The sequence below is a fragment of the Streptomyces sp. NPDC085900 genome, from assembly GCF_044540925.1.
Classification (GTDB): domain Bacteria; phylum Actinomycetota; class Actinomycetes; order Streptomycetales; family Streptomycetaceae; genus Streptomyces; species Streptomyces gilvifuscus.
On the sequence record NZ_JBITSP010000017.1, the window covers coordinates 145,125 to 163,467 of the forward strand.

The window sequence follows — 18,343 nt, forward strand, 5'->3', positions numbered from 1 at the left end:
GCGAAAATTCCGGTAGGAGTTGTGGTCATGGGGTGGGGTGTTTGGTGAGCCAGTCCTGAAGTTCCCGGTGCCGAAACTGATAGGCCACGCCGGAGATCCGCAGGAGTCCTGCCTCATAGGCCCAGTGCAGGAAGGTACCGACACGCCAGGGCAAGCGACCCCGGACACAACACAGGAAGAGCAAATAGCGGCGCCCAGCCCCACCGAAAATGCACGTGACCGTCGGCTGGAGCGTCGGAGACAGCCGGTACGCCTGCGGTGTCCCCCTCGTCAACGAGCATGGAACCCTCCTCGCCGTCTTCGACCCGCTCTCGCAGGCCGGCCCATGCCCGGGGTTCCTTTTGGACGTCGACCTGCCCCTGCTCTTCCCCACGGAGGAGCGGCGGGAGCGCTTCGAGCAGTACCGGACCGCTAGTGAGCGCTTGCGGGCCAGCTATGCAAGCGCGGAGCGTCAAGGTGAGGCTTGCTGCGTCGGTAAGCCCCCGGTTAATCTCGACGTAGAGCGCGACCGCTGCCTGCGTTAGAGGGCAGCATGGGGAAGCAGGGCTTATCCGGTCGGGTCCAATTCGCGCGGGCTTCCGGATCGGCTGCAACCGAAGCCTGAAATTCGGCGTATGTCCGCCGCGGATGAATCGGCCCACCTTGCAGGGCATGCCGTAGGAACGTCGGTTCCGAGTCCCACTTGTGTGTCCCCTGTCCCAGGGGAACGAGTCGGACTTTGTGCTGTCAGGCATCCGATCTCGCTCCCTCCCCGAGAGAGGAAACCGGCGGGATCATGTCGGGTCCAGCGTGGTTCTTGGTCGGCAGCGGCGTTGTCGCCATTCTGCTAGCGACCGTAGTCGCACTCATCACCGTCGTTCTCTATCGCGCACCCTCGGCGGCACCCATCTCGACACCCATGTTGATCATCAAGGCAGGTGTCGCGTTCGGCGGCACGTTGACGCTGATCTTCCTTGCCGCCCAGGCAACTCAGCCTTTCTGGCAAAGGCTCCTCCATCTGTAGATCGTTTCTCCGTCAGATGGTGGCGGAGAAACGATGGATGGCAATCGAGCGGACGGACGCGCCGGGTAGCGGTGCCCCTGTCGGTAGCGCCTGGGTTGGCGGGCTGGTCCAGTAGCTCTGCCCACCGTCCCACTGGAACCGCGGCCCGCTGCTGTGTAGCAGCACTGGAAGGCATCGGTCATCTCCACACCGCACGTCTGGACCGGCAGGCACCCCACCAGGTTGGGTGGAACCCGGCCAATTTTGCCGGGTGCCACTCAACCGCAAGGATGGTGCCGTTCAGGACAGCGCAGATGGCCGCCGCGGCGGGGGCACTGCCCGCAGCAGTTCCCACAGCGGGCGTGAGCCCGAGGCCCACACTGCCAGGGTCTGGCGGTCCACCACGTGCAGCCGCTGCTGCTGGGCGAATGTCATGGCTGGTGCGCTGACCCGGCCGTTGGTCACTATCACGGCAACGTCCGCGCCGTGTACCTGCCGTGCTGTGCCGTTGAGGACCTGCAGATCCGGCGTGCCCACCGCCGCGCCTTTGACCCCGTTGCGGCGGTGCTTGCACTGGATCACCCATCGCCGCCCGAAGGGGTCCGTGGCCTTGACGTCCGCGCCCAGGTCTCCGCCGCCGCCGACCCGGCGGGCATCACGGCAGCCGTCGCGCCGCATCAAGTCGCTGACAGCGTCCTCGAACCGCGCATGGTGCAAGACGTCCAGCTGAGTGATCGCATAGCGCAGACCTCGTGCTTGTACCGCCTCCCACTGGGCCCGCTGCCGCCGCCGGTGAAGCCAGCCGGCGCCCACCAGGACGGCGAGCACCCCGGCGACGGCGAGGACCCACCAGTGCGCCAGCAGCCAGTTGACCACCGCCACGACCACGCCGACGACGACCACGGCCGCGACGCCACCCGCCAGAAGCTGATCGTCTCGCCTGCACCGCCTGGTCGGCCGTCGGGTACGCCGCCGTACCGGCGGCCGCCGCGTCACCGGGCCGTCTTCGGTGAAGGGAACCGGATCGGGTACGACACCGCGGGTTGCGGCCGGTGCACCTTCACCGCAGGGACGTCATCGAAGCGGATCGGATACGACACCGCAGGCCGAGGACGCTGCTCGGCTCCGCTGCTCACCGGGGCGTTGCCGTTGCCTAACCCCACCGCGGCTAACGCCACTACCGCGAAGATCGTCATCTCCCGTCGCGCGCCTGGCGCCCAGCGCGAATAGCCACGAACCGGTGTCCCGTCGGAACGCACGTACGGCCGCACCCAAGGCATGCAAGCCTCCCCCTCGTCATGGATTCCCCCTGCAACAGCACATGGTGGCAGCAGGCACTGACAACCGGTCAGGAGATCACCACACAGGGTGATCAAGGAAGGGGGGAACCAGCCAGGACGGGCACACGAGACCCTCCGCGTCCGCCGGCGCCGGCATGGATACAGACCAGGTGCGACCGCCTACAGTCCCAGGTCGCGGCGGGCTTCCAGTGCGTACCCGCACAGCGGTGAACCATCTGCGCCGTAGCACTCCCAGCCGTCTGCCACGTACTGGCGGACCACCTGACGCAGCAGCTCGCTGGCCGGAGACGAGCCCAGCTCTGCGTGAACCACGATGACGGGACCGGGTTCGTCGTAGCTGGCCCACCACATCGGGACTCTGCCGTCCCGCTCGGGGATCAGATGGTGCTCGACGAAACGCACCGGCAGCTGCATCGGTCCGGGCAGTGGAAGCGCTGTCTGGTGGTCTGTGACGCGCAACGACGCGGCCATGAGGTGGGTCCCGATCTGGGGAACCTCCGCGGCCCGGTAACCCTCAGTCCGCTCCAGCGCACCGAGATAGCCCCTCGATGGCTGCCCCACCTGACCAACGCTCTCGTAGAACTCGATGCGCACTCCCAGGTTGATCACGTCTGGATCCTGGCAGGCCGCTCGCGAGCATGTCCGGCGATCGTGTCCGATCGGCCGGAAGGCATCCTGCCGCTGCCCCTTGCGCACCTCCATTTGAAGGAGCATCGGCTGCCGGTTCCGACCGACGAGGGCCGCATCCGGTTTTTCTTGCGTGACGTAATCGAACGCGTGTGCCACAATCCCCATGGTTTCAAAAATTCGACCTTGAGCCAGGTACGGTTTATGAAACCGACCGCAGGAGGGGACGCAGTGACCGGTGATGGAGCGCAGGTGCAGCAGGCGCGGTTAGCGCAGCTGGGGGTGACAAAGAAGCTCTTCCAGGACGCCTTGGCTCAGGCAACCAGTGAGGCTCGTATGTGCACGGAGTTCGACGCGCCGGCGATGCCGGGTATCACGTTCTGGAGTCGGGCCAACCGCTACCTCGCGGAGCAGCTGACCGACCCGAAGCAACAAAATCCTGTATGGAAGTACACCAGGCGCGACAGCATCCTGCGGGTCGTCCACCCGACCGGTAGCCACGCCATCACCGCAGTCAGCGGAGCTGGCAGCATCGGTGATCCGGACAGCAAGGTCCGGTCGAAGAACCCCAAGGGCCGTGTCATGGCCCAACTCGTTGAAGACAATGTCAAGTTCGAGCGCGGCGGGCAGACCATCCTCGCCTCGCGCGATGAAATCGAGTTCGGCCGAGAACTCGACGCGATGCCTTTGTGGTTCCTCCTCTATGGGAGAACTGAAGACGGCCGACTCATCGCAGAACTTTCCCTTCCTGTAAAGATGGAAGGGAAGTATGTGAATGAGTGGAGTGAGCGCATTCCGCTGTTTACCGGCGAGGATCCTGGGTTCGATCTAGGCCTGTTGGACTCGTCCGACGAAGGCATTGACAGCGGCAACCTCGACTTCGAGGTAAGGTCCAAGCCGACCACATAAAGCACGACGGGAGCTTGGGAAAGTGTTTACCCCCGAACGACTAGTACTGGCACGAAAGCGACGGCGCATGACTCTTGCCGCACTATCCCGCGAATCGGGATATTCGCCGCAAAGTCTCACCGCCTTTGAGAACGCCAGGAAAACCCCTTCAGTGGAAACACTTTCCTCACTCGCTGCCGCGCTGAGCTTCCCCGTCAGCTTCTTCCACGCCCCGCCAGCGCCTGACATGCTCCCCGGCGCCGTCAGCTTCCGCGCACCGTCCAAGATGAACGCTGCCGAACGCGATAGCGCCTTGAGCTGCGGCTCCATCGCAGCGACCATCAACCTGTGGTGCGAGGACCATTTCACCCTGCCCAAGCCGGACGTCCCCTCCTACTCCGACCTGGACCCCGAAGCAGCAGCAGAACGAGTCCGCTCTGAATGGGGTCTCGGAGAAGCGCCAGCTCCGAACATGGTGCACCTCCTCGAAGCACACGGCGTCCGCGTCTTCTCTCTCGCCCCCGACTGCCTTGACATCGACGCCTTCTCCACCATCAGGCACGGCACCCCCTACGCCATGCTCAACACCCGCAAGACTGCAGAACGCGGACGCTTCGACGCAGCTCACGAGCTCGGCCACCTCGTCCTGCACAGCGGCTACCAGTCGCCCCGCGGCCCCGAAGCAGAAGCCGCAGCAGACGCCTTTGCCTCAGCCTTCCTCATGCCCAAGGCCGGCATCCTCGCCCAACAGGTCAACAATGCCGAAATCCTGCGTATCCTGAGCGCCAAGCGACGCTGGGGTGTCTCCGCCATGGCCTTCACCTACCGCCTTCGCACCCTTAGCCTTCTTTCCGAATGGCGATACAGTCAGACTGCAAAGCAACTCGCTCAGCTTGGATATCGTAAAGCGGAACCGAAATCTAAACTCGCGCGCGAGAGCAGTAAGCTCATCTCTAAGGTTTTTGAAGTTATGCGGGCCGAGGGGAAGAGTCCGACCGACATTGCAAAAGCTGTTGATATCTTCCCTGAAGAACTCAATGATTACGTTTTTGGGCTTGTGCCAATTGGCGTATCCGGAGGCGAGCAGCGAACAGCCCCGGTACGGCCCGTGCTAAGTATTGTTAGATGACGGCTGTGACCCTTTTCGTCAAGCCGGGTGTCTGTTCACGGCGAAGCGAGCCTGGGCTGCGCACCGTGTGTCCACGGCGCCCAGCACCGCCCGCATGAACCGTACGCGGGCCACGACACACCGGCCCTTTCCCGCCTTAGACGCCATTTCAGTTGGCGTGATCTTGCGGCAGTCTGGGGTGATGACTGCTGCGCTTGTCGAGCGGATAGCGCCGGATGAGCTGGGACGTTGTTCCAACGAGTCGTGCCGCCGGCGCCGGTTCGCCCGCAGGGTGGAGGACCCCGTCGGCGAGGGGACCGCGAGGTGCTGGCCGCGATCGTGTTTGTGGCCACCTCGGGCTGCACTTGGAACCACCCCCCCCCCCGGGCTTCGGGCTGTCGGGGGTCACGGCCTTCCGGCGGTTCACCGAGTGGACCAAGGCCAGGGTCTGGGCCAAGCTCCACCGCCTGGTCCTGGACGAACTCGGCGCCCGGGGCGATCTGGACTGGTCACGGTGTGCGATCGACTCCGTCAGCGTCCGGGCCCTCAAAGGGGGCAGCTGACGGGACCGAATCCGACCGACCGCGGCAAGAAGGGATCGAAAATCCACCTCATCGTCGACCGCCGCGGTCTACCCCTGTCGGTCGGCATCTCCGCCGCCAACCTCCACGACAGCCAGGCCCTCATCCCACTGGTCCGCGGCGTTCCACCCATCCGCTCCCGTCGTGGCCCGCGACGCCGACGGCCCCGGCAAGCTGCACGGCGACAAGGGCTGTGACTACCGTTACCTGCGGCGATGGCTCGCTTCCCGCGGCATCCGGCACCGTCTCGCCCGCAAGGGTGTCGAGTCATCTCAACACCTGGGCCGGCACCGCTGGGTCGTGGAACGGACCGTGTCCTGGCTGTCCGGCTGCTGCCGCCTCCACCGCCGCTACGAGCGCAAGCCGGAACACTTCCTCGCCTTCACTGCCATCGCCGCGACCCTCATATGCCACCGCAGACTAACCAAGTGAAATGGCTATAGGAGGACAAGGCCGCTCAAGGGTCTGCTTCTCACGGCGCTGAGGCCGAAGGGGTCGTCGTCGGGCCACTGTCAGCCTTACGGCGGTGGCCCGCAGCCTGGCTGCTCACTCAGCCGCTTCCGAGAGCACCCGCTCGACGTGTGCCGCGTCCGCGACCCCCCACGTGTAGCGCAGACGCTCGGCTTCTCGCCTGCACTGCTGGAGTTCTTCGGCGGCTTCGAGATATTCCTCGAACCAGAGGCGGCAACGCACCCGGCTTATCCGGATGTCGAGTGCGTAGAGCGCGTAGCCTCCAGCCCTGGCGTATTCCTCGGCCTCGTCGAGGTCCGTAAGAGCAGCCTTGGTATTGCCCGACTCCGCACTGCAACGCCCCCGGGCCGACAGTGCTTCCAGCAGGACCGTCCGTTCGGTAATCCGGCGTGCTCGGTCCACTGCCTCGTTGAGGAGATCCCTAGCCAGCCGCTTGTCCCCCCTTTCGTACGCCAACTGCCCGAGGAGCCGGCAGCAGATACCGATGGTATCGGCGAGGCGCTCCTCCTGGGCGAAGCGCAGGTTTGCCTCCGTCAGAGTACGGGCGGTATCCGGGCTCCCGCTGTGGCGCAGGAACTCGGCCTGGGATATGCCCCAGATATCGGTGAGGAAAGGTGTCTGGGGGGTCAGGTTCCGCTGAAGTGTTTCGGCCGACTCGAAGCACAGAGCGGCCTCTGCATTACGGCCCGTCAGAGAGAGGGCGAAACCCAGATGACAGTTACTGTCGCGGATCTCCTCCTCTCGCTCCGGAGACTCGAGTCCGTGGGCGAGAACGAGTGCTCTGCGGGCCGCTTGTTCCATGCGGTCGAGTCGGCCCGCGTAGAGGCTGACTTCTGCCAGGTTCTCCACGCTCTGCGTGGCGCCCAGGAGGTCCCCTCTGTTCTCACCGATTTCCACGGCCCGTTCGAAGAGCGTGGCTGCTTGTGCCAGGTGGCCGGTATTCATCAAGGCGACTGCTTTTCGATTGATCACGTAGCGCGCATCCCGACCGGCTGACAATGCTGGATCACCGCTTGCATCGAATCCGGCCGGCCAGAAGGAGTCCAGCAGGGTGGAAACCGTGTCGTATGCATTGAGCTGGTAGGACAACCGCATGACGGTGCCCAGTTCGAGTTCTTCGCGATAGATGCTCAGAGCCTGCCGGAAATGGCCGGCTCCGCACAGGTGGTGGACGGCTTCCACCAGCGGCGTCAACTCTGCGAGGTCAGCGTGCTCGGAGACGAGGCCAGCGGCTCTGCGGTAACGGTCTGCGATACATCGATGGAGTCGGTAGCGGGCTGTCTCCGGCCAGTCCCGGAGCACGCGCCGATAGTGCTGACGCACCAGCGGATGCAGTGTCAGCCCGCGCTGGTCGAGCCGCAACAGAGCAAGTGCCGCCAGGTGATTCAGAGACCGGCGCAGTGTTGCGGCGTCCGGTGCGCCCTGAAGCTCCGCGTCTTGGAGTGTGGCGCTCAGCCACTCCTTTCGCACCGATGTCCTGAAGGCGCTTAGAACGGTGAGTACGGTCTTTTCCGACTCCGTGAGCCATCTGTCGTAGAAGCCAAGCAGCACGGACAGCCGCTCTTCAGGCGTCCTCCCTTCTGCGGTGCTGTCCTGCCCTCTGAGATTCTCGCTGAGCGGCACGGCTTGGGCGATGTCACCTGCCCACTCGTCGACGATGATCTGTCCCCACAAGTCGAGCGTGAGAGCGTGCCCACTCCACGCCTCCACTAACGCCTCCACGTCGGCGGAACTGCCACGCACCCCCCGCTTCCTCAGCAAGGCCTTGCCCTCCTCGACGGTCAGCCGTCCCACATGCCGTTCCGCATAGGCACGGCTGTGGGCGCGCGGCAGATCCCGGAACTGCAAACGGCTGGTGAGCAGACAGAAGGACTCATGGCGAGTCGATGCCAATCGGAGAAGGAAGAGGCGCAGGCCGTCGTGTGTGATCCTGCCGAAGCCGCCTGCGTCCCGTTGCTGAACGACCTCCACGCTGTCGAGGACGAAGAGGCATGGCTGCACCTTCGCCACCACGGAAAGGGCGTCGGCGTGCGTCGTCGGAGAGGGATCGGGGCCCAGATGGAGACGTCCATCGGTGAAGAACTGCACGGCCTTGGCCAAGAACAGGTCCGGTCCGCCATCCGTACGGAAGTCCCACCAGAAGACAGGACACCGGCGCAGCCGGCTCCGCCTTCTGATCAACTGCAGCGCCAAACTGCTCTTGCCTTCGCCGCCGAACCCGACCAGTCCGAGCATCCGTCGTTCCGGATCCTCCAACTCGCCGAGCAGATCCTGGAGAAGCTCCGTCCTGGGGACAAGTCCTTCTTCCTGGGTCGCGCCTCCGACAGGGTATCTGTCGCTGCGAGGTCCCGTGATCGCCGCTCGCACATCGTCCTCGGGGACCGAAGGCCGTGGTACCTGCTGCCGGGCCAGGGGCCCTACGGGGATGGAGTGCAGGAAGGCAGAGAAGGGAGGAGAGGAAAGCACATCGCAGTCAACGGCCCAGGCGGCGCCCGAATTGAGGAGAGGACGAAACACAAAGCCAGGCCGTTCGTCAAACCATGACGCCTCGATGATGCCGACCACTCGGTTCAGCGTTTCGTCGAGAACGGGACCGCCGCTCATCCCTCCCTTCACGACCTGCGTCGACTTCAACTGAAGGAGACCGGACCGCAGCGGAGCCGCCGATGAACCCGGATTGCGGCCCATGATCTCCCCAGCGATGTAGAACAGCCGACCGCCGCTCCGCCTCGGGAACCCCGTGGCGCGAAACCTGTGTCCCGCTTGCGGAACCGGCCTTCCCAAAAGGGCCACTGGGAACGTGTTCGCTGGTGGCGGCTCCCCGAGGATTCGGAGCACGGCGACATCGTCGTACCATGCCTCACCATCGATGTGCCGACCTGTGCGGTCGCCCTCCGTCGGCATGGGCCATCGCCCATAGAGCCAGCAGACCGGGTACGCGCGCCCTGTCCAGCCCCGACCGCTCAGCAGGCGAATGTCCACGCTCTGAGCAGCCGTTAGAGTGGGGCGCGCGGTCCTGCTCCGCAGCTCGACCCCAGCCTGAATCACCACATGAGCGCAGGTGACCACCGTGTCACGACCGATGAGGCAGCCGGCCCCAACCACCCGCGTCCCGCTGTGATGCAGGACCTGCACGGTGAATTGGGCAAGGTCCTGGGCCAGCCCTGTGGGAGGCTGCTCCGCGCTCATCCCTCGCACCTCTACGGCCAGAGACGAGCTTCGTCTTCTTCGCTCATGGCCTCGCCTCTGTAGACGTACGGGGCGATGAACGAAGTGGCACACACCAGAAGGGAGCCCACCCACGGCACCGCGACGCCCAGCGCCTCGAAGGGACCGCCCATCGCGTACACCCAGACGACAAAAGCCACCACGGAAACGCTGACAGCCGCTGGTTGGGGCGGTTTTCCCGCGGAGTGATCCGCAGTGCCGTACAGGCGGACAAGCACGACGACGGCCACACAGAATCCGAACCAGGCGAGGAGCCCGGCCGTTCGGCCCTCCGGGACTACGCCGCTCCCCACCAGATAGAGGCCGACCGCTTCGCCAGGGATGAGGCGCATCATGCGGTCGAGGTACTCCTTGGCCTCCTCATCCGCACCACGTGAGACTTTCCGAACGGCCGTGTGCCTGATCCGAAACGGTGCGGTCACGTCTCCCCTTCCGCAGCCCCTCCTTCGGGATGCCGTCGGACTCGGCACCAGGGAGGCCTGCGGTCAGCATGGCCGCAGCCACCCAGAGCGACAAGGTGTCAGGCAGACCCGATCGGCTCAGCCGAATCACGCGACCTCCGCTCGCGCCCCCTTTGCCGGTCGTGAACCGAGGCGAACGGCGCGAGCGCCACGCCGGGCATGACCGTGAGTGTGGATCCACCGGGCGAGTGAGGGGCGCGAAGCCCGGTCCGAGGCCGCCCATCGCCACGGTCTGCGCCCCACACCAGTAATGCCATCCTCCCCGCGCACCGTTCAGGTGCGCCCCGCACGTGCCGCGGACCGTCGCCGTCCGGGCGTGCGTGCGCCGTCCCTAGGTAGCCGCTCGTGGGCATGGACGGCCCGCGTCAAACGCGCCGGGGACGGGACGTTCCGCACCAGGAGGGGCTACGCCCCGGGTACGAGGCGATCGTGATGCGCATCGCCAACCCACACGGCTGGGCGGAGCCGCCTGAGGTTCAATTGCGGTGTGGTCATGAATGCCCTGCCCACCGCCCGGACCGCACTGGCCTGGCTGCCGCCCCAGGAGCTCTGGCCGCCGATCCAGGACATCCGTCGGGTGTACGACCCGCAGATCCGCCGGTGGCCGCCGCACGTCAACGTGATATTCGGCTTCGTACCCGAGGCCGACTTCGAGCAGGCGGCCCCATGGTCACGGAGGCGCTGAGCGCCGTAGCGCCTTTCACCGCGGAGCTGCGCGGGGTGCGGTGGTTCCGGCACCGGTCGTACGCCACCGTCTGGCTCAACCCCGCGGCAGCAAGCCCGGCGCCTTGGGCCCGCCTCTACGGCGAGCTCGTCGAGCGATTCCCGCGATGTCACAACCGCGCGCGCGGCTTCACGCCACACCTCTCGCTGGGCCGTACCCGGCAGCCACGCGAGCTGGCCGCCGAACTGTCCGCCCGGCTGGGCAGCCACTCGGTGCTGGTCCGGGAGCTGGTCCTGCTGTCCCGCCGGGAAGACGGGCCGATGCAGCCACGGGCCACGTTCGCGCTGGGCACCAGCGAGCTCGGCAGGGACTGAGCAGCGAGAGGGGCTGCACCTGGCGGCAGCTGCCGCCGGTGTTCGGGCCGGCTGGCCCACCATCTACCGGCGATTCGCCCAGTGGAGCCGGGACCGGGTCTGGGCCCGGCTGCACCGCGTCATGCTCGACGAGCTCGGCGCTCGGGGCGAGCTGGACTGGTCGCGGTGCGCAGTCGACTCCGTCAGCGTCCGGGCGGCAAACGGGACCGTTGACGGGGGCCGAATCCGGCCGACCGCGGCAAGCCAGGATCGGCAGCCCACCTGATCGCCGACCGGAACGGCGTGCCGCTGTCGCTGGGCATCTCCGGCGCCCACATGCACGACAGCCTCGGACTCAAACCGCTCGTGCGCGGGATCCCGCCCATCCGGTCCCGCTGCGGCCCGCGCCGCCGGCGTCCGGCCAAGCTCCATGCAGACAAGGGCTACGACTACGACCACCTGCGGCAATGGCTTCGCGAGCATCGCATCCGCCACCGCATCGCCCGGAAGGGCATCGAGCCCTCCGAGGGGCTCGGCCGACGCCGCTGGGTCGTCGAGAGAACGGTCTCCTGGCTGGCCGGATGCGAAGGCTGGGCATAGCCGCAGCCCTCATCAGCTCACCAACTGAAACGGCGTCTTTTAGGCCATGGCGTCGCTGGGCTAGGGGCCTCTCGACGAGGCGATGTCACAAGGAAGGCTGCTGAGACGTAGGGACCCACGTCGGTCCGTAAAGTGTTCGCCGAAGCGAGTGGAGGGGACCGAGTACATGGCCGCGATGCGACGCTATGGCTTGACGTGGACTGATCCTGACGGCTCTGCGCAGGTATCCGCCGGCGTCTTCGGCAAGCAGGCCGCCATCCGGCGTCAGCGTGCCCTGAAGGCCGCCGGATGCACCCACATGAAGGTTGTGAAGGTACACGCTGGCGAACTTCCCCATCCCGCCATCTGACCACCCGCAGTCCCGCGCGGTTCAGATACGCCATGACGCGGCGCAACCCGCGGGGCACAGGGCAACCGCAGGGCCCGCTGCCGGTGCTCGGCGGGCCCTGCGGTGTGTCGTGTGCAACGCGCGCAAGTCCCGTGAGTTGCTCATATCTCCCGGATGAGGTTCGTGAAGCGGTGTTCCAGTGCGGGCCGGGATCAGTGTCGGTGGCTCCGGGACGTCGTTGTGGCGGCGATCGAGGTGCCCTGCCGATGACACCGGCGCTACGCGGCAGAGCGTGAGTAGCGCCTTGGTGGATCCCGTCTCTTCAGCCCCCTCGTTCTGTTGCCAGATGTTGCCGATGCCGCTTCGGGCTGTTGGGATACCGGGTACTGTCCCTCTCCTGGGGAGATAAGGGGCGGAAGTTGTATCTGGGGCGGGTAAGAGCTAAGGGTTTCAAGTCGCTGCTGAACATGGATATTCCGCTGCAGCACGGCGTGACCGTTGTGGTGGGGGAGAACAACGCGGGAAAGTCGAACTTCATTGACGCCTTGCGCCTGCTGACTGATCCGCTGGACGGGCGACGCAACCGTTGGTGGGAAGCCGACGACGTCCATCCCTGGGCCGACGGCGTGGCCGAACTGACGGCTGTCTACGGTGGATTGGAACCTGCAGAGGCTGGCTCGCACCTACATGCGCTGGTCTCCGAGGCGGACGAGCCTGACTTGCCGGGCGGGCATCGCGCCCGTTATACCGTGAGCTTCGCCCGTCCGGACGCTGACGCGCGGCCGCAGCGCCCGGTGTGGTCGGCTGGCCGGCTGCTGGACGACCCGGAGCCGGAGGCCCGCCGCACGATCCGCCATGTCTACCTGCCGCCGATGCGCAACGCTCAGCAGGAGCTGGCCTCCAGCTCCGGCAACCGGCTGCGGTTGATCCTCGCCGCCGAGCTGGGTGGCGAAGAGGCGATCAGAGCCTTCGAGAAGGAACAGGCTGAGCACTTCCGTTCCCTGGAGCGGCACGACAAGGTCGCAGCGGCCCGCAAGCGCATTAACGATCCACTCGGGCTGCTCACCGCCGGCGCGCATCCGCAGCACATGCGGCTGTCGTTCGCGGACCCGACGCTGGTGTCGATCGCACGGGCGCTGCGTACGCGGATGAGTGACGAGGGCCTGGACGTCGAAGACATCGCCCGCTCCGGCCTCGGCTACGCCAACCTGCTGTACGTCGCCACCGTCCTGGCCGAACTGGAGGCAGCCCGCGGCGCGGACCTGACGCTCTTCTTGGTGGAAGAGCCCGAAGCCCATCTCCACCCGCAGCTGCAGAATCTGCTGCTGGATCACCTCAAGAACCAGGCACTGCAGTCTCAGCAGTCCCGGCCGGAAACCGAGGACATGCCGTTGGGGCGCATCCAGGTGGTGATCACGACACACTCGCCGGTGTTGGCCGCAGCCACGACGGTCAAGGATCTGGTGGTGCTCAAGCGGCGCCGCACCCTCGCGCCCGGATTCGCTGCCTCCGCCGCAAGAGTGACCCCAGCGGGCCCCATGGCGCCCGACGGCGAAGAACAGGAAGGGGGCCAGACGCCCCCATCGGGCTTCGCCTTTACGACCGCTGCCGTGCCGGTGGCGGCGCTTCCCTTCGCCAAGCATGAACCGGCCAAGCTGGACCGCTACCTCGACATCACCAAGAGCGCCATGCTCTTCGGCACCCGGGTGATCCTTGTCGAGGGCCTGGCCGAGGCGCTGCTGATACCCGCATTCGCCGAGTTGGTGTTGGAGGCGCTTCCGGATGAGGCCGCGCGCAGACGGGCCAAGGCGGTCTTCCGCGGCAGCTGCATCGTGGCGGTCGACGGCGTGGACTTCAAGCCCTACATGCGGGCCCTGCTGGCGGACGTCGGCGGCGTGCGCATCGCCGACCAGGTCGTACTGATCACTGACCAAGACCCTCGGAAGGCCAAGGGCGGACCGGATACCGGCGAGCAGCCCCAAGCCGCAGACGAATGCCCGACCGGCAACACCGGCGATGTCCCACCGGTACCGGGCGATGGCGCCCCTGACAGCGACGACGATCCGCAGCCGGAGGTCGGCTTCAACCGTGCCTCCTACCTGCGTCGGCACCTGGTGCAGTGGCAGGTGCCCGAGGGCGCCTTCCACATCGCCGAGAGCAAGCCCACGTTGGAACCCGAGCTCATGCGCGCCGAAAACTGCGCCGTGCTCGCGGAGGTCTTCTTCAATCTGCGCCCACGTTCCGCGCATCACTGGGAGCCAGTGGAAAAGGCAGCCAGCGACGAGGCACGGGCGGCCGCGTTCGGAAACCTGTTCACATCCAGTGTCGTCAAGTTGCCCAAGGGCGACTACGCCTACCGCCTGGCCGAACGCCTCAGCGACAAGCCCGACGGATTCGTAGTGCCCGAGCACCTGGCCACCGCCATCCGCTGGATAGCAGGAGTGGAAGGCCACACCGCATGAGCGAGATCGAGACACGACGAGACCAGGCCCGATCCCGGCAGCAGCAGGCCGTGCGCGCCGCCGCACCTGTCTTCGTGCGGGCCTGCCCCGGCGCCGGCAAGACCCGCGTTTTGGTCGAACGCCACTGCCTGACCCCGCCCGGTCCCCGACGCAGCGGACGCGCCCTGCTGTCGTTTACCAACGTAGCCGCCGACGAACTGCGCGACCGGTGTTCAGGCGACCGCCCGGACCTGACCACCTACCCCCATTACATCGGCACCTTCGACAGTTTCCTGTGGCGCTACCTGGTGCGACCCTTCCTGCCAGCCACGCCTCCTTGGCAGCACGTCCTGTCCTGGGACCAGGTCCCCGCAGCCGTCGTCGGCTGGCGCAAAGTACCCCTGTCCGCCTTCGACTTCCACTACGACCCCGCCACACGACGCACCGACGTCACCTGGCCCAAGCCCGGCACGCACCTCATGAACGCGAAGGACACCAAAGAGGACTACATCGTCTGGGCCGAGAAGAAGCGCGACCAACTGTGGCAGACCCGCGGCTACATGACCGGCCACGAGGTCCGCATCGCCGCCCTCGACCACGTCAGAGATGTCGCCGTCACTGACCTGCTGCGCCACCGCTTCTTCGAAATCGTCGTCGACGAGGCGCAGGACTGTTCCGAACTCGACCTCGCCATCCTTGAGCACCTGCACCAAGCAGGCCTGCCTCTGGTTATCGTCGCCGACACCGACCAAGGCATCTACGAATGGAATGACGCCCGCCCGCAGGACCTGCACGCGTTCACCCAGCAGCTGCCCAGCCGACTGGAGCTGAACGGCAACTGGCGCAGCAGCCCATCCGTCTGCCAGCTGGCCGCAACCCTACGACCCGCTCTGCGCGGCGCCCCAGATCTGTCCGTGGGGGAGCACCACGCTCTTAACATCCCGGTTCTTCTGCTGCCCTACGGCCGCCACGGCAGAAAGATCTCCGGCCATCTCGACGTAACCGACGCGAGCGAGGCCTTCACAGCATTCGCCGCACAGAACGGCATCGCCCCCGCAGACTGCCTGGCTCTGGCCCACCGCAACAACGCAATCCCCAAGCCCCGCTCAAGGCCGGCACCCCGCCTGCCCAAAGAACGGGACACCCAAGCCCTGGCATGGGCCGCAGCGGTCTTCGCCGCCGACGACGCACCACCGGTCGCCCGCAGCCACGCCCTACAGCTTGCCACCGCCCTGCTCAGCGAATACTGGCACCCGCAGAGTACGGGCCCCCTCGCCGAGACGCTTGCCGCACACGACCTCACGCCCTCCGCCATGCGCCGCCACGCCGCTGCCCTTCTCGCTCAGCTGCCCGCCGTGGATGCGACACCCGCCCGTATTTGGCGCAGCAAGGCGCGCGCTGTGCTGAAGAGGCGGCTTCCAGACTCCGACGCACAGTTGGACTCCCCCAAGATCCTCTCCTTGGCCAAAGCCGACCTCGAAACGGCCATCCGCTCACTGATCGGCCTGCCCGAGGCAGCTGAGGAAAAGAAGCGGCCCGCCTTCGTACGCAGCTCCACCATCCACCAAGCCAAGGGCAGTGAAGCGGACGCGGTCCTCATCCATCTTCCGAAGCCACAAGACATCAGGGAGCTCCTCGAGGCCTGGGCGGATCCCTCTACCCACACGGAGACCAGCGAGCTGCTGCGCGTCTACTACGTCGCCATCACTCGCGCCCGTCGCCTCGTGACTTTGACCTACCCCTACTCCAAGCACGCGGACGTCGTCACGCACCTTGACGCATTGAAAGTCGATCACCGAGTGGAGATCACCGCACCACCCCCGGCGGATTGACCCCCAGACAGCGCGAAATCACGTGCACGCTGCGCACCCCCATCTACGGCCGGCCCTAGGCGCAAGGAGCTTCCTCGACTCGCGCACCGTCGGCGAGCGACTTACGGTCGCAGTGGCCGGTACTCCGGCTCCTGCGACAGAGCGAAAGGCTTCGCCGGGGAGGCCCAGGTGCCCGACGTGGACGCCATGAGCAAGCTGCAACGCTGGTTGTGGCGCGCCAAGTGGGTCATCGGAAGCCTCGTGGTCCTCTTCCTGATCCAGTGGCGCCTGGCGGGCTGGTCCGATGCCTGGGACCTGCTGGTCGGCCGGAAGACCCCGAGAAACGTTCCCTACCCCTACGTCGCCTGGCCGCTGTCGGTCATTGGGTGGCTGGTACTGCCCGCGCTGATCGCCGGGATCGTTGCCTACCTGATTACCTCGCAGGCAGACCGCCGGCGCACCCTGACCATCACTGACATGCGCGCGGCCATCGAGGCCCGGGGTGGTCCGCTCGGTGTGCGAATGCCACGCATGTATGGGCGCGATCGAGTGCGCCGGTACGAACGAAGCCTGGCGGATCTCGACCTCGGGCCACTCCACGAGCCCTTCGTGCAGCCCTTCGTGCGCGTACATGAAGGCGACGTGGTGCGGGCCGACCGTTGCTGGCGGCAGTGCGTCAACGACTTCCTCAATGCCGCGGCCGCCGCCGAAGACGTGCCCCGACGGCACGTGCGATCCTGGGCAGAGGAGACCGCTGTCGAGGCCTTGCGATACCCCGCCACCACCTCGGTTCCCCCGTACTGCGCCTGGTGCACCGCGCGGCGCTTGGCACCGGGCAACCCCGCGGAGGCGAGATGACCAAGAAGACTGCCGCCGAGATCGCCGCCGAGATCGCCTGGGAGCACGTATATACCCGCGCTCCGCAAGAGGCTGACGAGGCGGACATCAGACGGTTCGCCGACCAGGTGGCAGCCCGGGTGGTCGGCAGGATGTCCCCAGGGGCGCCGCTTCCCACCCTCGCCGTGCACTGGCCGCAGCCGACGCATGAGGGTGACGTAGAAGACGGCGCGGCTTACCCCGATCCCTCCGCTGCCGGCACCAAAGCTGGAGACCACGCCACTGTCACCGGCGAGGAAGCCGCGGACTCAGTGCTGGCAGCCGAGTGGCGGTCCCAACGCAAGACGACTGAGGCAGAGAGGGCTCGAGTAACTACCGAGCAACTCACAGAGTCCGTGAGCACGGAAGACCGCATGGCGCTCCGGCACCACCCCGACGTCATTGATGCCGCTCGTGCCCTCGCCACGGCGGCCAAACTCTCCGCCACGCATGGCCAGGACTACCGCAGTGCCATTTGGCTCGTCTCTGTCCTCGTGGAGAGGCTGAGGCACCCGCTCGATCACGCGTCTAGGATGACCTCCGATGACCCGGCCCTCACCGCTGCGCTCGCCATAGCCCGCAATCGCACCAACGTCCTGACCCGGAACATCGACAATCCGCGCGCTGCAGAACGGGACCGCGCTGCTGTTCTCATCCCTTACGTCCAGCGCCTGAGTGAAGATCTGAGCGGCGCCATCGAGGACTCCATTAGCCATCACGGCCCTGGCCGCTGGGCTCTGGAAGAGACTCTCGACCGCAGCCGGAACCTGGCCCGGGCTGTCTCCCTTGCACTGCTCTACGCCAGCCCACCCCAACAGCGCGAGGCGCGCTACGCCAGCCCGCTGCAGGAGAACCTCCTTGAGCTCGTCAAATTGTGCGTTGATGAGGTCCGGAGGACCGTCAGCAGCGTCCTCGGACGCGAGGTACCGCTGCTCGACGAAGAGTCCGTGAAGTCATTTCTGAACGACTTCACCACATCAGACCTGCGCACTGCCGATCTCGCTGGTGTGGACCTCGGCGGCGTGCGCTGGTCCGAGAACGAAACCCGGTGGCCGACAACGCTCGATATCACGGAGCTCAAGGCCCACTCGCGTGAGACCCCTGCCGGAAGCGGCATCTACATCGTGGAGCCGGGCACGACCCCAGCACATGTGCATCGGCCGACATCAAGCTGAGGGACTGTAAGACGTTCGGTGTAACTCCCGATCATGGAAGATGCATCGATGACCAGTGAGAACGTGTCCGAGTCCGTGTGGCAAGTCCACAAGCGCGGTGTCGGCGAAGGCCGTTGACGACCAGTTGATCGAGGAGCTGGTGGGCCGCGCCCAGGCCGAGGGGCTGCAGCTGACCGGTGAAGGCGGCCTGTTCCAACAGCTGACCAAGCGGCTGCTGGAGTCCGCCCTGGAAGGCGAGATCACCGACCATCTCGGCTATGACAAGCACGACCCTGTCGGCAAGAACGGCGGCAACTCCCGCAACGGCAAACGCTCCAAGACAGTACTGACCGACGTCGGGCCGGTGGAGATAACCGGCCGGACCGGTACGTCCGCGTCGGGGTCGATGCCGACGCTTCCCAGCAGGTACTGCTGTGCCGGCGCGAGCTTGTCCCAGCCGGCGCGCTGT

The 18,343-nt window shown here is 66.2% G+C and carries 15 protein-coding genes and 2 pseudogenes; 13 read left to right on the forward strand and 4 right to left on the reverse strand.

Annotation, left to right across the window (positions count from 1 at the left end; genetic code table 11):
• Positions 1-775: 775 nt before the first annotated feature.
• A complete protein-coding gene (locus ACIGDI_RS40120; protein ID WP_399907355.1) occupies positions 776-1,003 on the forward strand; it encodes a hypothetical protein in 228 nt (75 codons plus the stop codon).
• 279 nt (positions 1,004-1,282) lie between these two features.
• Here ACIGDI_RS40120 and ACIGDI_RS40125 read toward each other — a convergent pair whose 3' ends face one another.
• Together ACIGDI_RS40125 and ACIGDI_RS40130 are read right to left on the reverse strand one after the other, a co-directional pair.
• Positions 1,283-1,978: a restriction endonuclease gene (locus ACIGDI_RS40125; RefSeq protein WP_399907357.1), complete on the reverse strand. Its 696-nt coding sequence runs from the start codon at positions 1,976-1,978 to the stop codon at positions 1,283-1,285.
• A 464-nt stretch (positions 1,979-2,442) separates the two neighbouring features.
• On the reverse strand, positions 2,443-2,685 hold the full coding sequence (locus tag ACIGDI_RS40130) for a hypothetical protein (RefSeq protein WP_399907359.1): 243 nt from the start codon (positions 2,683-2,685) through the stop codon (positions 2,443-2,445).
• On the opposite strand from ACIGDI_RS40130, the gene ACIGDI_RS40135 reads away from it, so the two are divergent.
• The 3 genes and pseudogenes from ACIGDI_RS40135 (at position 2,665) to ACIGDI_RS40145 (ending at position 5,919) form a co-directional block, all read left to right on the forward strand.
• The gene (locus ACIGDI_RS40135) at positions 2,665-3,819 is read left to right on the forward strand and encodes a hypothetical protein (protein ID WP_399907361.1); all 1,155 of its coding nucleotides are present in this window, start codon (positions 2,665-2,667) and stop codon (positions 3,817-3,819) included. The genes ACIGDI_RS40130 and ACIGDI_RS40135 overlap by 21 nt on opposite strands.
• Positions 3,820-3,841: 22 nt before the next feature.
• The gene (locus ACIGDI_RS40140) at positions 3,842-4,927 is read left to right on the forward strand and encodes a helix-turn-helix domain-containing protein (RefSeq protein ID WP_399907363.1); all 1,086 of its coding nucleotides are present in this window, start codon (positions 3,842-3,844) and stop codon (positions 4,925-4,927) included.
• 228 nt (positions 4,928-5,155) lie between these two features.
• Positions 5,156-5,919, forward strand: a pseudogene (locus ACIGDI_RS40145) (IS5 family transposase).
• 114 nt (positions 5,920-6,033) lie between these two features.
• Here the strand turns inward: ACIGDI_RS40145 and ACIGDI_RS40150 are convergent.
• Both ACIGDI_RS40150 and ACIGDI_RS40155 read right to left on the reverse strand, forming a co-directional pair.
• Positions 6,034-9,147 carry a trypsin-like peptidase domain-containing protein gene (locus tag ACIGDI_RS40150; RefSeq protein ID WP_399907364.1) on the reverse strand — a complete coding sequence of 1,038 codons (3,114 nt, stop codon included), beginning with the start codon at positions 9,145-9,147 and terminating at the stop codon, positions 6,034-6,036.
• 11 nt (positions 9,148-9,158) lie between these two features.
• Entirely contained in the window at positions 9,159-9,521 is a 363-nt protein-coding gene (locus ACIGDI_RS40155; RefSeq protein WP_399907366.1) for a hypothetical protein, read from the reverse strand.
• A gap of 619 nt (positions 9,522-10,140) precedes the next feature.
• Here ACIGDI_RS40155 and ACIGDI_RS40160 point away from each other — a divergent pair.
• The 9 genes and pseudogenes from ACIGDI_RS40160 to ACIGDI_RS40200 all read left to right on the forward strand — a co-directional run.
• Positions 10,141-10,332, forward strand: a complete 192-nt coding sequence (locus ACIGDI_RS40160) for a 2'-5' RNA ligase family protein (protein ID WP_399907368.1) — start codon at positions 10,141-10,143, stop codon at positions 10,330-10,332.
• Positions 10,314-10,685 carry a 2'-5' RNA ligase family protein gene (locus ACIGDI_RS40165; RefSeq protein ID WP_399907370.1) on the forward strand — a complete coding sequence of 124 codons (372 nt, stop codon included), beginning with the start codon at positions 10,314-10,316 and terminating at the stop codon, positions 10,683-10,685. The genes ACIGDI_RS40160 and ACIGDI_RS40165 overlap by 19 nt, the downstream gene beginning before the upstream one ends.
• Positions 10,610-11,249: pseudogene (locus ACIGDI_RS40170) on the forward strand (IS5 family transposase); the annotation flags it as partial. The gene ACIGDI_RS40165 and the pseudogene ACIGDI_RS40170, both read left to right, overlap by 76 nt.
• A 181-nt stretch (positions 11,250-11,430) precedes the next feature.
• Positions 11,431-11,613 carry a hypothetical protein gene (locus ACIGDI_RS40175; RefSeq protein ID WP_399907372.1) on the forward strand — a complete coding sequence of 61 codons (183 nt, stop codon included), beginning with the start codon at positions 11,431-11,433 and terminating at the stop codon, positions 11,611-11,613.
• A gap of 398 nt (positions 11,614-12,011) precedes the next feature.
• Positions 12,012-14,054, forward strand: a complete 2,043-nt coding sequence (locus ACIGDI_RS40180) for an ATP-dependent nuclease (RefSeq protein WP_399907374.1) — start codon at positions 12,012-12,014, stop codon at positions 14,052-14,054.
• The gene (locus ACIGDI_RS40185; RefSeq protein WP_399907376.1) at positions 14,051-15,865 is read left to right on the forward strand and encodes a UvrD-helicase domain-containing protein; all 1,815 of its coding nucleotides are present in this window, start codon (positions 14,051-14,053) and stop codon (positions 15,863-15,865) included. The genes ACIGDI_RS40180 and ACIGDI_RS40185 overlap by 4 nt, the downstream gene beginning before the upstream one ends.
• A gap of 168 nt (positions 15,866-16,033) precedes the next feature.
• On the forward strand, positions 16,034-16,702 hold the full coding sequence (locus tag ACIGDI_RS40190; RefSeq protein WP_399907378.1) for a DUF6313 family protein: 669 nt from the start codon (positions 16,034-16,036) through the stop codon (positions 16,700-16,702).
• Positions 16,699-17,895, forward strand: coding sequence for a hypothetical protein (locus ACIGDI_RS40195; RefSeq protein ID WP_399907379.1), 1,197 nt, complete (start codon positions 16,699-16,701; stop codon positions 17,893-17,895). Before ACIGDI_RS40190 ends, ACIGDI_RS40195 begins: the two co-directional genes overlap by 4 nt.
• Before the next feature lie 97 nt (positions 17,896-17,992).
• The coding region (locus tag ACIGDI_RS40200; RefSeq protein WP_399907381.1) for a transposase at positions 17,993-18,343 on the forward strand (351 nt) is incomplete at its 3' end.